12 protein-coding genes and 1 tRNA gene are annotated in these 13,874 nt (G+C 52.4%); 3 read left to right on the forward strand and 10 right to left on the reverse strand.

All coding sequences use genetic code 11. The features are described 5' to 3' along the window. Nucleotides 1-925: 2-hydroxycarboxylate transporter family protein (locus ACM615_RS00830; RefSeq protein WP_431011286.1), on the reverse strand; the 925-nt coding region annotated here is incomplete at its 3' end. A 369-nt stretch (nucleotides 926-1,294) separates the two neighbouring features. Here ACM615_RS00830 and ACM615_RS00835 point away from each other — a divergent pair. Both ACM615_RS00835 and ACM615_RS00840 read left to right on the forward strand, forming a co-directional pair. After that, nucleotides 1,295-2,947 carry an ATP-binding protein gene (locus tag ACM615_RS00835; RefSeq protein WP_431011287.1) on the forward strand — a complete coding sequence of 551 codons (1,653 nt, stop codon included), beginning with the start codon at nucleotides 1,295-1,297 and terminating at the stop codon, nucleotides 2,945-2,947. After that, the gene (locus ACM615_RS00840) at nucleotides 2,947-3,633 is read left to right on the forward strand and encodes a response regulator (protein WP_431011364.1); all 687 of its coding nucleotides are present in this window, start codon (nucleotides 2,947-2,949) and stop codon (nucleotides 3,631-3,633) included. The genes ACM615_RS00835 and ACM615_RS00840 overlap by 1 nt, the downstream gene beginning before the upstream one ends. Nucleotides 3,634-3,642: 9 nt before the next feature. Here the strand turns inward: ACM615_RS00840 and ACM615_RS00845 are convergent, their stop codons facing one another. The 6 genes from ACM615_RS00845 to ACM615_RS00870 form a co-directional block, all read right to left on the reverse strand. Next, nucleotides 3,643-5,073, reverse strand: a complete 1,431-nt coding sequence (locus tag ACM615_RS00845) for an EmmdR/YeeO family multidrug/toxin efflux MATE transporter (RefSeq protein ID WP_129639778.1) — start codon at nucleotides 5,071-5,073, stop codon at nucleotides 3,643-3,645. A 233-nt stretch (nucleotides 5,074-5,306) separates the two neighbouring features. Then, a complete protein-coding gene (locus tag ACM615_RS00850) occupies nucleotides 5,307-6,755 on the reverse strand; it encodes an AMP nucleosidase (RefSeq protein ID WP_120161347.1) in 1,449 nt (482 codons plus the stop codon). Between the two features lie 119 nt (nucleotides 6,756-6,874). Next, entirely contained in the window at nucleotides 6,875-8,194 is a 1,320-nt protein-coding gene (shiA, locus tag ACM615_RS00855) for a shikimate transporter (RefSeq protein WP_129639779.1), read from the reverse strand. A 211-nt stretch (nucleotides 8,195-8,405) separates the two neighbouring features. Then, on the reverse strand, nucleotides 8,406-9,104 hold the full coding sequence (locus tag ACM615_RS00860; RefSeq protein ID WP_132965230.1) for an RluA family pseudouridine synthase: 699 nt from the start codon (nucleotides 9,102-9,104) through the stop codon (nucleotides 8,406-8,408). Nucleotides 9,105-9,239: 135 nt separating this feature from the next. Then, nucleotides 9,240-9,315, reverse strand: a tRNA-Asn gene (locus ACM615_RS00865). A gap of 160 nt (nucleotides 9,316-9,475) precedes the next feature. Further along, nucleotides 9,476-10,684, reverse strand: a complete 1,209-nt coding sequence (locus ACM615_RS00870; RefSeq protein ID WP_431011288.1) for a pyridoxal phosphate-dependent aminotransferase — start codon at nucleotides 10,682-10,684, stop codon at nucleotides 9,476-9,478. A 204-nt stretch (nucleotides 10,685-10,888) separates the two neighbouring features. Here ACM615_RS00870 and ACM615_RS00875 point away from each other — a divergent pair, with 204 nt between their 5' ends. Then, nucleotides 10,889-12,091 carry a glutamine amidotransferase-related protein gene (locus ACM615_RS00875; RefSeq protein WP_431011289.1) on the forward strand — a complete coding sequence of 401 codons (1,203 nt, stop codon included), beginning with the start codon at nucleotides 10,889-10,891 and terminating at the stop codon, nucleotides 12,089-12,091. Here ACM615_RS00875 and vapC read toward each other — a convergent pair. The 3 genes from vapC to ACM615_RS00890 form a co-directional block, all read right to left on the reverse strand. After that, nucleotides 12,077-12,496: a type II toxin-antitoxin system tRNA(fMet)-specific endonuclease VapC gene (vapC, locus tag ACM615_RS00880; RefSeq protein WP_112288801.1), complete on the reverse strand. Its 420-nt coding sequence runs from the start codon at nucleotides 12,494-12,496 to the stop codon at nucleotides 12,077-12,079. The two genes, ACM615_RS00875 and vapC, sit on opposite strands and share 15 nt — an antisense overlap. Then, a complete protein-coding gene (vapB, locus tag ACM615_RS00885; RefSeq protein WP_112288802.1) occupies nucleotides 12,496-12,729 on the reverse strand; it encodes a type II toxin-antitoxin system VapB family antitoxin in 234 nt (77 codons plus the stop codon). The genes vapC and vapB overlap by 1 nt, the downstream gene beginning before the upstream one ends. A gap of 204 nt (nucleotides 12,730-12,933) precedes the next feature. Next, nucleotides 12,934-13,854, reverse strand: coding sequence for a dihydrodipicolinate synthase family protein (locus tag ACM615_RS00890; RefSeq protein WP_132965933.1), 921 nt, complete (start codon nucleotides 13,852-13,854; stop codon nucleotides 12,934-12,936). Between the last annotated feature and the right edge of the window lie 20 nt (nucleotides 13,855-13,874).

Genomic DNA, 13,874 nt, shown 5'->3' on the forward strand with positions numbered 1-13,874 from the left:
GTGCAGGAAGACCAATCAGTTTGTGTAACAGCATGCCCACCATATAAAGCAGAACGGCCAGTAACGCGCCTGCGGCAATGGTGGTGACATCAACTTTACCGCCGGTGCTGCTCAGTTTGCTGCTGTCAGCGGTGGCATTTTTGGACGTCGGCATCAACTGGCCTTCGCCGGTCAGATGCGGATAGCGTTTACCTAACTGATTGAGTGAGCCGGAAATAACGATAGCGGTCAGACCACCCAGCATGACGATCGGTAGAATGCGACCGAGCGCCACACCCTGATCCATATGCAGTAATGCCGCGTAACCGATGGAAAGCGGAATAGCCCCTTCACCGACGCCACCGGCCATAATCGGCAGGATCAGGAAGAAGAAAATCTGGAAGGGTTCCATGCCCAGCGCCAGGCCAACGCCCATGCCGGTTAACATGCCGACCACTTCACCGCACAGCATCGGGAAGAAGATGCGCATGAAACCCTGGATCAGCACTTTGCGATCCATGCTCATAATGCTGCCGACGATAATGCAGCAGATATAGAGGTAAAGAATGTTGGTGCTTTTATAGAACTTAGTGGTGGATTCCACTACCACATCCGGCAGCAGGCCGTAATAGACCAGTGCGGAAGGGATAAAGGTGGCGCAAATCGCCGCCGCGCCCATCTTGCCGATGAAAGGCAGGCGCTTACCGAACTCACCGCAGGCGAAACCAAAGAACGCTAAAGTAGCGACCATCACCACAATATCGCTGGGCAGTTTTCCATCAAGGCAATCAATGGCGATCAGCACGCCAGCCATGACAAATAAAGGCAGTGGAATAATGCCGATCTTCCAGGTGTCGAGAATATGCCACCATTTTTCTTTTAATGAGAGCTGTTTTGCGGGTGAAGATCCCGCGGGAACAGAATAGGTGTCGTCGGTTGTACTCATGATGAATCCCCTGTGTCAATTTGTGCAGGGAGTGTAAGAGAGATAATGCCCGCTAATATGTGAGGTGCCGCAAATTAGAAACGGTATTTTAAAGGAGTGAAAGGTTTTTATGGTTTTAATTAAATTCATAAAGTGGCTGAGTTTATTTTTTCGTGGTTTTTATGGTGTTATTTGTAATTATAATATTGCTGTTAATTTATGGTGAAATAACTGTTGTGAATTATGTATCTCGCCACCCGTGGCTTGCTTTGGCGGGCGATGTTCTGCGGCACGCCTCGCAACTTTTATTCTCCACTCTGACTGGAATACCGCCCGGTGATAATATCCCTGCACTGTTATTAATATCACTGTTTGTTTACAGGTTGCCTGATGCGGTTTCGGCCTTCTTTTCAGATAAAACTTTTTACTTATCTTGTTATGTTATTTATGGCGCTGTTTTCGATAGTGGGCATTTATTACTATCAGGATATTCAGAGACAGTTGTATGACGATATGGGTATTCGTGCAAAAGTTCAGGCAGACGAAATTGCACTTATTCCCTCATTAATAAACGCAGTTGAAAATAAGGATATTTCAGCAATTAACCATTTAATGAAGAATGTCTCTGCACACAGTGATGCCAGTTATATGGTGATCGGCGACGGGAAAGCGATGCATCTGTTTCACTCCATCGATGCCGACAGGCTGGGGTCAACGCTGATCGGCGGTGATAACAAAGAGGTGCTGGCCGGTAAAAGTACCACCACAATCAGGCTGGGAGGCGCCGGATTGTCATTGCGCAGCAAAGCACCCATCCGCAATGCTGAAAATCAGGTGATCGGTATCGTCTCGGTCGGGTATCTGACCAGCCACATTAATAGCCTGACACTCGAGAAAGTGATCAGCATTTTACTGGCCGCAGCCACGTTGCTGGTGGCGTTGTTTACTTTCTCCTGGTTTTTCTCCCGCTCGATCAAAAAGCAGATGTTCTCGCTGGAACCGCGCGACATCGGTCTGCTGGTGCGTCAGCAAAAAGCCCTGATGGAGTCTATCTACGAAGGCGTGATCGCCATTGATGACCAGTTTCGCGTGGCGGTGATCAACCAGGCCGCTAAAAAATTACTGAATCTGGATGCGCCGTCGCGTGAATTGCGCGGTCTCCCGCTTCAGCAGGTCATCGTTCCGGTCGGCTTTTTCACTCCGCAGGTGATGCTGGAAAAAGATATTCACGATGAAATTTGCCTGTTCAATAACCTGACGGTGATCGCCAGCCGGGTGCGGATCATGCTGGAAAATCAGCTGCAGGGTTGGGTGATTACTTTCCGCGATTGCAGCGATATCGACCGGCTCAGCATCCAGCTCAGTCAGGTGCAACGTTATGCCGATAACCTGCGCATCATGCGTCATGAACAGCTTAACTGGACAGCGACGCTCGCGGGTTTGTTGCATATGGGGCGTTATGACGAGGCCATACGCTACATCGAGGCGCAATCAGAAAATGCACAGGAAATACTGGATTTTGTCTCGGCGCGTTTTTGCTCACCCAGACTGTGCGGATTGCTACTGGGTAAATATGCCCGTGCCCGTGAAAAGGGCGTCGTGCTGGAGTTTGATCCGGCCTGTGAGATGACCCGGTTGCCGGCAACACTGAGTGAAACTGAGCTGATGTCAGTTATCGGAAATCTGCTGGATAACGCCATTGAAGCTACGCTGCTGCGCGGTAGCGAGGCAGGGCCGGTCGAGGTGTATATCGTTTGCAGCCAGGATGAACTGGTGATTGAAGTGGCAGATCACGGAGTGGGTATTACGCAGGAACGGCGGGAAGACATATTTTCGATGGGTGTGACTTCAAAGCCGGAAGGGGATCACGGCCTGGGGCTGCATCTGGTCGCCAGCTATGTCAGCCATGCTGGCGGCAGTATTGAGGTTTCCGACAATGTGCCAACCGGTGCTGTTTTCTCTGTTTTTATCCCCAACGGTAATGGAGTTCCAGGTCATACAGCAGAGTACCTTCAACCGGAAAATACGGAAGTGAGTAAATGATGCAAGCTGAAATAATTGACGTAATGATTGTGGAAGATGAAAACCGGCTGGCACAGCTTTATGCCGAACTTATAGACAATCATCCCTGGCTGAGACTGGCGGGTGTAGCAACAACGTTGCGCGAAGCCAGAGTACTTATAGAAGCAAAACGACCGCAGCTCCTGCTGCTGGATAACTATTTACCTGACGGTCAGGGCATTTCATTAATTGAAAATGACCTGCTTAAAAAGACCCACTGTTCGGTGATCTTTATTACTGCGGCCAGTGACATGAACACATGCAGTCAGGCGATCCGCTGCGGGGCTTTTGATTATATTTTAAAGCCTGTGTCGTGGAACCGGCTGCAACAATCGCTGGAGCGTTTTATTCAGTTCAGCCAGACACAGCGTGCCTGGAAAGTGGTGGATCAGCAAAACGTCGACAGTCTTTACCAGCTACAGGCGAAGGATTTTACGCCGAAAGCGGGCAATAAAGGCATCGAGGAAAATACACTTAATCTTGTGGAAGGCATCTTTATCCAGGAGAGCGGGCGTTGCTATTCAGTGGATGAAGTGGTCAGTGAAACCGGTTTGAGTAAAACCACTGCCCGGCGCTATCTTGAACATTGTGTGCAGAAAGGGGATTTGAAAGTCGAAATGCTGTACGGGAAAATTGGCCATCCCCGCCGGATGTACCGGCGGGCGTAGCAGTCAAAACTATTCGGTTCTTTTCGTTTTCGGGTATTTCCACAACCAGCGACCGCTCGCCATGCGCCAGTAAAAGAATATTCCGCGCACGATCCAGTCGAGGAACATCCCCAGCCAGATGCCAACCACGCCAAAACCAAGAACAATACCGAGGAAATAGCCCACCACAATACGACAACCCCACATGCCGAGCATCGAGACGTACATGGTGAAACGTGCGTCACGTGCGCCTTTTAGTCCTGCAGGTAATACCCAGGACGCGGCCCAGAAAGGCATAAAGGCGGCGTTCAGCCAGATGAGGATTTTTACGACGTCGATAACGTCTTGTTCATTGGTGTAAAACCGCGCCAGCAATCCGGCAAACGGCACGGAAAGGAACGCCAGCACACAAAGCCCGAAAGTGGATAACCAGAATATGTGGCGCAGCTGGCGCTCGGATTGAGCAATTTGCCCTTTACCCAGGCGTGTACCGACAATGATGGTAGAAGCTGACCCCAGGGCATTCCCCGGCAGGTTGATCAGTGCGGCAATCGAGAAGGCAATAAAGTTACCGGCAATGACATTGGTGCCCATGCCCGCCACAAAAACCTGTGTCAGTAATTTACCGCCGTTAAACAGCACGGATTCAATACTGGCCGGGATACCGATGCCCAGCACTTCACGCAAAATATTGGTATTAAGAGGCAGGAAATAACTTTTCAGGGAGATTTTCAGCGAAGGGTTGAAACCGACCATCAGCACAAAAATGACCGCAATCGCACCGATATAACGGGCGATAGTCAGCCCCAGACCGGCACCGATAAAGCCCAGACCGTGCCAGCCAAAACAGCCGTAAATCAGCACGCTGCTGATCACCAGATTGAGGATGTTCATCCCGCCATTCAGTAACATCGGGATTTTGGTGTTGCCCGCACCCCGCAGCGCACCGGAACCTATCAGTGCGATGGCCGCCGCCGGATAACTCCAGCTACTCATTTGCAGATAAGACAGCGCCAGTTCTTTGACTTCCGGCTCCGCATTTCCGGCGATCATGTCGATAATCACATGCCCGGAAAATTGCAAAAGTATGGCCAGAAGCACCGCGAAAACGGTCATGATGGCCAGCGACTGACGGGCAGCAGCGCGGGCGCGTTCATGGTCGAGTTTTCCCAGACTGAAGGCAACGACAACGGTAGTCCCCAGATCGACCGCCGCGAAGAACGAAATCACCACCATGTTAAAACTGTCGGCCAGGCCAACGCCCGCCATCGCTTCCTTACCCAGCCAGCTGACCAGAAAAGTACTCAGTACGCCCATCAGCAGGACGCAGGCATTCTCAAAAAAGATCGGGACAGCGAGGGGCGTTATTTCGCGCCAGAACAACGTGCGGTAAGAACGCCGTTTCGGATACCAGGGCGTGCGCTCGATGGCTTTGCGCAAAGAGACGATGACGTTTTGCAAGAGAGTTCCAGTATGGAAGAAAGTAGAACAGCGTTTTAATTTATGATGGTAAAAGACTTCGCAATATGCAAAGTCTTTTTATGGAAATCCTTAATTCCCCGTCATATTTCGTGCCGCAGAGGCGCTGGCTGCGTTTAACAACCCGAATCACTGACTTAATGTCAGCTCATCGGGATTATCAAACTTGCCGCCTGCCTGCAACCCGAACTATTCAGGGGTGTTCAGGGTGGTTATCAGCGGAAAGGCGGCTCATTAAACGTGCGCAATTTGCGTGAATGCAGATGATCGCCTTCGGCGCGCAGCAGGTCGATAGCGCAGATGCCAATTTGCAGATGTTCTGAAATGGCGCCTTCGTAGAATTTGTTCGCCTGGCCCGGCAGTTTGATTTCACCGTGCAATGGCTTATCCGATACGCACAGCAACGTGCCGTAAGGCACACGGAAACGGTAACCTTGCGCGGCAATTGTCGCACTTTCCATATCGACGGCCACGGCACGGCTGAGATTAAAGCGCAGTGCCGACGCGGCGTAACGTAGTTCCCAGTTACGGTCATCGGTGGTCACAACCGTACCGGTGCGCAGCCGTTGCTTCACTTCCTCACCCGGCATTCCGCTCATTTTTTTCGTTGCGTCGTAAAGTGCGCGCTGCACTTCAGCGATGCTTGGGATAGGAATATCTGGCGGCAGAACGGCATCCAGAACGTGATCGTCACGCAGATAGGCGTGTGCCAGAACATAATCACCAATCGACTGCGTTTCACGTAATCCACCGCAGTGACCAATCATCAGCCATACGTGTGGCCGTAAGACGGCCAGGTGATCGCAAATGGTTTTGGCGTTCGCCGGACCCACGCCGATATTCACCAGCGTAATACCTGAGCCGTCGCGGGCAATCAGGTGATAGGCAGGCATCTGATGTTTTTTCCAGGCCAGATCAGACACTGCCTGTTCCGGATTCTGCGTCTCTGCGGTAATGAATACACTGCCCGCGCAGGCCAGCGCCTCGTAAGGACTTTCAGGATCGGCAATCTGCGCGCACGCCCAGCTGACGAATTCATCCACGTAGCGGGTGTAGTTGGTGAAAAGTACATACGGCTGGAAGTGTTCGATCAGTGTGCCGGTGTAATGACGCAGGCGCGCCAGCGAGAAGTCCGCGCGCAGGGCATTAAAATGCGACAGCGGGAAGATATCGCCGGGATAACTGAGGCCATCTGCGGTTTCATCGCCAATTTGCGAGAGTTCGGTGGTCGGAAAATGCTTCGCCAGACCCGCGCTCATTGAGCGGTCAAGCATCAGATCTGAGCCGTCAATCACGTAGGAATACGGGATTTCCTGCTGGGAAGGGACGACTTCAATTACCGCTTCATATTCCTCTTCCAGCAGGGACAGCTGCTCGAGCAGATAGTGACGGAACAATTCAGGGTGCGTGATGGTGTTGGCATAACGGCCGGGATGGGAAAAACGACCATAAGCGCGGGTCGGGTTTTTAGCGGGCGTTACGCCGTCCCAGGTGACACGTAATTCCGGGTAAACAAACAACCCGGCGGCACGCGCACTGATGTCAGGCAGTGTCCCCTCAACGATGAAGTCTTTAATCGCCACCCGCAATGCGGCCACAGAGCTGTTATACATCTCTTCGAGCTTCTCAATCGCCTGTGAAGCGGTGAGGGACTTGTTATCCATACGTTTTCCTTTGTGCTTCTTTCGTCATCATTCACTCTAAATATGGCTTGTCTGCGCGCTGCCGCCAATGTTTTATTCGCGCAACTTTTCCGGATGATGCTTTTTTAACAGGTGGCGGTTCAGTGTGGCTGAGACGTTTTCATAAACATCGCCGTGAGGGCCGAGAGCACACAACCGGCCATCAGGTAGATGGCGACAGAATGCCATTCCCCTCCTGAGAAATTCAGCAACGCAGCGGCAATAAACGGCGTAAATCCACCGCCGACCACGCTGGCGACCTGATACCCCACACCCGCACCGCTGTAGCGGTAACCCGCGCCAAACATTTCCGTGAACATCGGTTGCTGGACGCAGACCACCATATCGTGGGCGATATTTGCCAGCAGCAACGAGAAGATAACTACGCCAACAATGGAGCGGGCTTCCAGCGCCATAAAGAACGGGAAGGCGCTCAGTGCGCCAACCAGTGCGCCGGTAATGTAAATGCGGCGACGCCCGTAACGGTCTGCAAGCCAGGCAAACAGGGGAATGGTCAGGCAACTGATACCGCCGACCAGCAGTCCGATATTCAGAAACAGTTCACGCGACATCCCAAGGTTGTGCGTCGAATAGTTAAGTGCAAACGCGGTGACAATGTACATCGTCAGCAATTCACACAGGCGCAGGAGGATGATTTTCAGAAATGCGCCGGGATGGCGGAACAGTGCTTCGAATACCGGTAAGCGTTTTTTTGCTTCTTTTGGCTGCTCTTCCTGAGCGCGTTCAAACTCGACCGACTCTTCCATACCGTTACGCACCCACAGCGCGCCGAGTACCAGCACAACACTGAACAGGAACGGCAAACGCCAGCCCCAGCTCATGAACTGCGCATCCGTTGTCAGGCTGCTTATCAAAGACACCAGACCGGTTGCGAGTAACAGGCCGACGCCATAACCCATCTGAATGCCGCTGCTGTAGAAGGCTTTTTTTCCGGCAGGCGCACTTTCGACAGCCAGCAACGCTGCGCCGCCCCATTCACCCCCGACGGCAAACCCCTGAATAGCGCGCAGCGTGACCAGCAGCGCCGGAGCCCACCAGCCAATCGTCGCGAAAGAGGGAAGAATACCGATGCACGCGGTGGCGATGCCCATGATCCAGACGGTCATCATCAGCATCCGTTTGCGGCCCAGACGATCGCCGAAATGGCCGAAGACAATGCCGCCGAGCGGGCGAAAGAGAAAGCCGACGCCGAAAGTAGCAAATGCGGCGAGCGTGCCCATTGCCGGGTCGATTTGCGGGAAGAACTCGCTGTTAAACACCAGCGCTGCGGTGATGCCGTACAGCAGAAAATCGAACCAGTCTACGACTGCGCCAACGAAGCTGCCCCAGGCAGCCCGGCGGGCACGGTTATGTGAAATTATCTCCTCATCGGGGCGGGGGGCGGTGAGCATGGAGTCCATAATTGTCCTGTCTGTTCCTCAGATTTCTAAACTTTTAGTTATTAGCGTTTTGTTTATTAAAACAGTTAAGCGGGTTTCATCTGGCGCACAGCAAAATAAAACCGCTACTGAGACTACAGCGTCAACCGTCAGGTTAAAAATGCTTTTGCAAAGTGAAGGGAATTTAATGCGGGGAAGGGGGCTGACAAGGGTTTTACAGGAAATTTCTCATTCAGAACGGGCTGGCATTGCGGGCTTCTATCCGCTCCAGGCTGACAGGGTGTACAAAGTGCAGTTCGCTGGCGTGCAGCATCAGCCGCGGAGTCTGTTCTGTGCCGGGCAGCAGGCGGCCGCCATACAGGTCACAGCCTAAAATAGGATGACCCATCTGCTGGCAGTGGATGCGAAGCTGGTGAGTGCGCCCGGTTTCCGGCATCAGCTGAACCCGTGTTAACGGCAGCGACGTTCCGTCCTCCAGCTTATGATAAAAGCGCTCAACCACCTGATAGCCGGAGCGGGCAGGCTTGCCAGTGATTGCACAAATCGACATCAGCGGGAACAGCGCCGGGTCTTTGGCAATCGGCGCGTCTATCACCCCTTCATCATCTTGCAAATGCCCGCAGAGCAATGCGCTGTAGATTTTGGTCACGGTGCGCTGGCTGAACTGCTGGCAGAGGGCAGCATTTATCGCTTTATTACGGGCGAGCACCATCAGACCGGAAGTGCCGAAATCCAGACGATGGATCAGGGTGCAACCGGGGAATAGCTTTACCAGCCGGTGATGAACAGAATCCAGATTTTGCGGATTTTTCCCAGAGAGACTGAGTAGTCCGGAGGGTTTATTGATAAGCACCAGATGCTCGTCCTGAAAGAGGATCTCAATCGTTTCATGGCACGGCGGGGCAATAAAGGTATCAATAATCGCAGACATCAGACTAACCGGCGGAAGAGTGGGAGCGGATGATAACGAATTTTAAAGCAGGTGGCGACCTGTCGGGCAGGTGAAGAGTGAAACACACCAAAGCAAAGCGCCCGCTTAAGTTTCCTTAAGCGGGCGTTTCTAATTTGGCTCCTCTGACTGGACTCGAACCAGTGACATACGGATTAACAGTCCGCCGTTCTACCGACTGAACTACAGAGGAATCGTTGGAACGGGGCGAATAATAGCGACTGCCCCGCGGCATGTCAAAGGGGAAACTCTATAAATGCGTTCGTTTGCTGATACTTTGGTCAAGTTGTTGACAATAGAGTCAAAAAGGAACCCGAAAGGCCTGTTTCTGCACTCTGTCAGCCTTTGCCCGGTTAGCGCAATTCGCCGCAGGCGCAGGTGATCCGCTCACAGGCTTCCTGTAAACGCTTGTCATCAATGGCATAAGCGATGCGTAAATAGCCTGGTGCGCCGAAAGCTGAACCCTGAAGCGTTGCCACGTGGGCAAATTTCAGCAGATAAGCCGCAAAATCTTCATCTGTATGGAGGGACTCACCCGAAGGCGTTGTTTTGCCCAGCATTCTCTGGCAATTAGCGAAAACGTAAAATGCTCCTGGCGGAACCTCTGCACTCAGGCCGTCAATGGCATTGATGCAGTTCATGATCAGGGTGCGGCGGCGTGACAGTATTTCAATCCACTCCGTGATGAATTCGCTGCCGTGTTCCAGTGCGACAACGGTCGCCGCCTGAGAGATTGAGCTTGGATTTGACGTGCTTTGGGACTGCAAGATTTGCATCGCAGAAATCAGCCAGGCCGGACCTCCGGCATAACCCAGTCGCCAGCCGGTCATTGAATAACCCTTTGAAACACCGTTGACCGTGAGGATACGATCCTTCAGGCGCGGTTCAACCTGCGCCAGCGTTGCGAATTCGCCGGAGGTAAAACAAATTTGCTCATAAATATCATCCGCCATGACAAGCAACTGCGGATGTTCCAGCACAACGGCAGCCAGCGCCTTTAATTCTTCTGCAGAATACACCGCGCCGGTTGGGTTATTCGGAGAGTTGAGGATAACCCAGCGGGTTTGCGGGGTAATCGCGGCCGCCAGATCTTCCGGCTGTAACTTCCAGCCATGGCTTTCCAGGCAAGGTACTATCTTCGGCTCGCCTTCTGCCAGCGCCACCATGTCCGGGTAAGAAACCCAATAGGGCGCAGGAATAAGGACCTGATCACCGGCAGAAACCGTGGCTAAAAGAGCATTGAAGATCAGTTGCTTGGCTCCGCTACCTGCAATCACTTCGTCCGCACGGTAGCTGATCCCATTTTCGCGATTAAACTTAGTGATGATGGCTAGTTTCAGCGCGGCGGTACCGGCCACAGCGGTGTATTTTGTGTCACCTTGTACAATCGCATCGATCCCTGCCTGCCTGATGTGTGCGGGAGTATCGAAATCGAGTTCGCCTTCACCGAGATTGATAACATCAACGCCAGACGCAATAAACGCGCGTACCTGGTCGGAAATCGCCGCTGTCGGCGAAGGGCGCACACGACGTAAACGAGGTGCAAGAAATTCAGCAGACATTGTTTCCCCTGTTTGAGCAATAACAAAATTGTATTATATGAATCATTAAAACCAATTTAAACTTACCATTCTTCTTTTTGCTTTGCTCATAATTTCTTCGTGCTGAGCAGCATTTTACCGGCGGAAATGGCACGGCAACTCGTTTGGCAGACTCCAGAGTCTGCGAAATGCCGTCACTTTCCTTTTATATTTCAAGGTTGTCTTATGTCTTTTATTTTTGTTGCACATGACACACCTGAGCCATCGCTGTACGGGGCGATGGCGGCAATACTGGCAGCACAAAAACATTTACCGTTAGCTCATCTGCCGGTGAGCTGGGATATCGCCCGCTATCCGGATGCCTGTCAGCATGTCATCGGCGAAGGACAGCTGATGACCAGCGGTTTACTGTGGACTGAGCGAATGAATCCGCAAAGTGCCGGAAAGGTTATGGAGCTGGAAGATCTGCTCAATACTTACGGTACGCAGGATGTGGTGGTTCCGCTGGGGCCGATGCAAATTATTCAGTTCACGCAAATCGCCAGACAGGTGCGGAATAACGCGCTGGATTACGAACTGGTTACGGTTGAGCGCGCCAATCAGGGGTTTGTATTCAGGCGTCATGGTCAGACAGATGACGCGTCAGGATGCTGGTGGCGAGACCGCTACGGGCGCTGGATCAATCAGAACATGCCACCGCACACCGGCCCGTCATTGCGCATTGCGCTGGTCGGGTCCCAGTCGGATCAATGCAGTATTTACCCTGCCACTCTGGCTGCTCTGGGGGACGCGGCAGATGCGCTGTCGTTATCACTGGACATGGTGTACGCAGCACCGCAGGCGCTGGAAGATCACCTGCATGAAGTGATGGAAAATGTCGATGGTATATTGCTGCCCGGAGGTTCAGCGATGTGTAATGTGACCGGACAAATTTGCGCGGCGCATTACGCGCTGAACCGTAATATTCCCATTCTCGGGCTTTGTCTGGGTATGCAAACCATGACCACGGCCATCGTGCAGAAAATGCTTGGTTCCACGAAAGCCAATCTTGCCGAAGCCGATGCTAATGCCGAAATTAAAACCTTTATCCCGCTGACGGATACGCCGACATTTCCGGTGCATCGTCTTGGGGATTATCAGATGCATTGCCGTCCTGGCAGCAGATTAAATGACATCCTCGGCGATGAATTTACCGTGCGCTATAACCACCGCTTTCATCTTGAACCCGAACTGAAGCCCGATCTGGAGAAGTTCGGGCTGCATATCAGCGGGACTGACGCTACGGGAAAAATTGCTGATGGTATTGAGTTCACTCATCACCCGTTTTATCTCGGAGTACAAGGGCATCCGGAGTTGTCGTCACTGCGTGTGAAACCGCATCCGTTGCTGACCGCGTTTTTAAAAGCGGCGGGTTCAAAGCGCAGTTAAGGAAGGACCCACCCAGTTCTCAGTCAGGAGCCCGTCAACGCGGGTGAACTCATTCATATTATTGGTCACCATCACCATACCCGCGCTACGTGCCTGTGCGGCAATATGAATATCGTTCACCCCAATCAGGCTGCCGCATTTTTCGAGGCAGGCACGGATATGTCCGTAATGCGCGGCAGCTTTCTGGTCATAGTCCACGATACGTAAATGAGAAACGAATTCCTCTACCGCCAGTTTGTTTTTGGTCGGACTGGTGCTTTTCGCAATGCCATGCAGTAGTTCAGCATAAGTGATCATTGAGATCGCCAGTTGATCGGCGTGCTGGTTGAATTTTGCCAGCACGCTCATCGGCCTGCGTTTGAGTATATAAATGACAATATTGGTGTCCAGCAGATAGGTCAGCATTAAAATGTATCCCGCTCAGACTGATCTTGTGAGGCGCGTTCTTCCATAAAATCATCCGTCACGCGCAGTTCGCTGTGGAAAAAATTATCCCATGTGTTATCCACTGGCGTTAAAACCAGTGAACTCCCTACTTTTCTTATCGTCACGATTTTTACCTCGTCTGGAAAACGGCACTCTGCCGGAATACGTACGCTTTGCGTCCTGTTATTTAAAAATACGGTGCCTTTGGGCATGTCGTTATTCCTCAGTAAGTTGTTTAAGCCGGAAATCTGCTCAAATAATACTCGCCTGAAAAATATAGTGCAAAGGTATATACGCCGAAAGGCGATGGCAAGGACATTAAAAATGTCATTGCTGAATTTGCGGGATGTCCCGGAAAAGCGGATGTAACGAGAGGAAATTCCCGCCTGCTCAGACGGGAGTTTTAGCAAAGCGGATTACTTCAGGGTGACGCCGGAACGCGGATCCGCAGCCAGACGCTGGAGTTCCTGCTCCACCAGCCCGATAACGTCAGGCTCCAGATCAATCAGTGGTGCGCGCACATGGTGACCGTCGAAGCCGCGCAGGTTCATGGCCGCTTTCACCAGTTGCGGCTGACCATAGCGGCGGGCGAGGGCGCGGTACGGATACCAAAGGCGGTGCAGTTCGCGCGCGGTGTTCGCATCGCCATTTTCCAGCGCACGATATGTCGCCAGAATGATTTCCGGCAACGCGCCGCTGTTAGTGGTGCTGATGCCATCAAAACCGCACATCATCGGACCTAAAAATGCCAGGTCAGAAGCGCAGAACAGGCGCAGACGTCCGCCCAGCCGGTTGGCAATCTGGTCAATGGCCGTCGGGTTCAGGTCACCTTGTTTAATGCCCACAACGCCTTCGATATCGGCCAGTTGCTCCAGCACCACAGGCGGTAACGTAATGCCGATGCCCGGCGCGTTGTACACCAGAATACCGGTGCGTGATAGCGGCGCCATCTGTTTGAAAAAACTGATGATTTGTGCTTCCGTCACTTCCGAAACAAACGGCGGTGTCACCATTGGGAGCCCGCCCAGATCACCCGCCAGTTGGGTTAAATCGCGCACGACGCGGGCATCGGAGCCGGCGCTGCATAACATTACCGGTACGCGGTTACCGACCACTTCCATGACATAACGAAACAGCGTGGCGCGCTCATCTGCGGTCATTGCCGGGAATTCGCCGTAGGTGCCGCCAATCAAAATGCCGTCATAACCGAGGCTGATGACGCGCTCGATATTGCGCGACAGCCCCGCGAAATCAAACTCGCCGCTGGCGGTAAAAGGCGTGACGGTAATATTAAAAATACCTTTCAGGCGCGCCTGGCTTTCACTGATGTCTTTCATTTATTCACTTCCCATCATCT

The organism is Rahnella sp. PAMC25617 (genome assembly GCF_050606005.1).
In the GTDB taxonomy this organism is placed as follows: Bacteria; Pseudomonadota; Gammaproteobacteria; order Enterobacterales; family Enterobacteriaceae; genus Rahnella; species Rahnella variigena.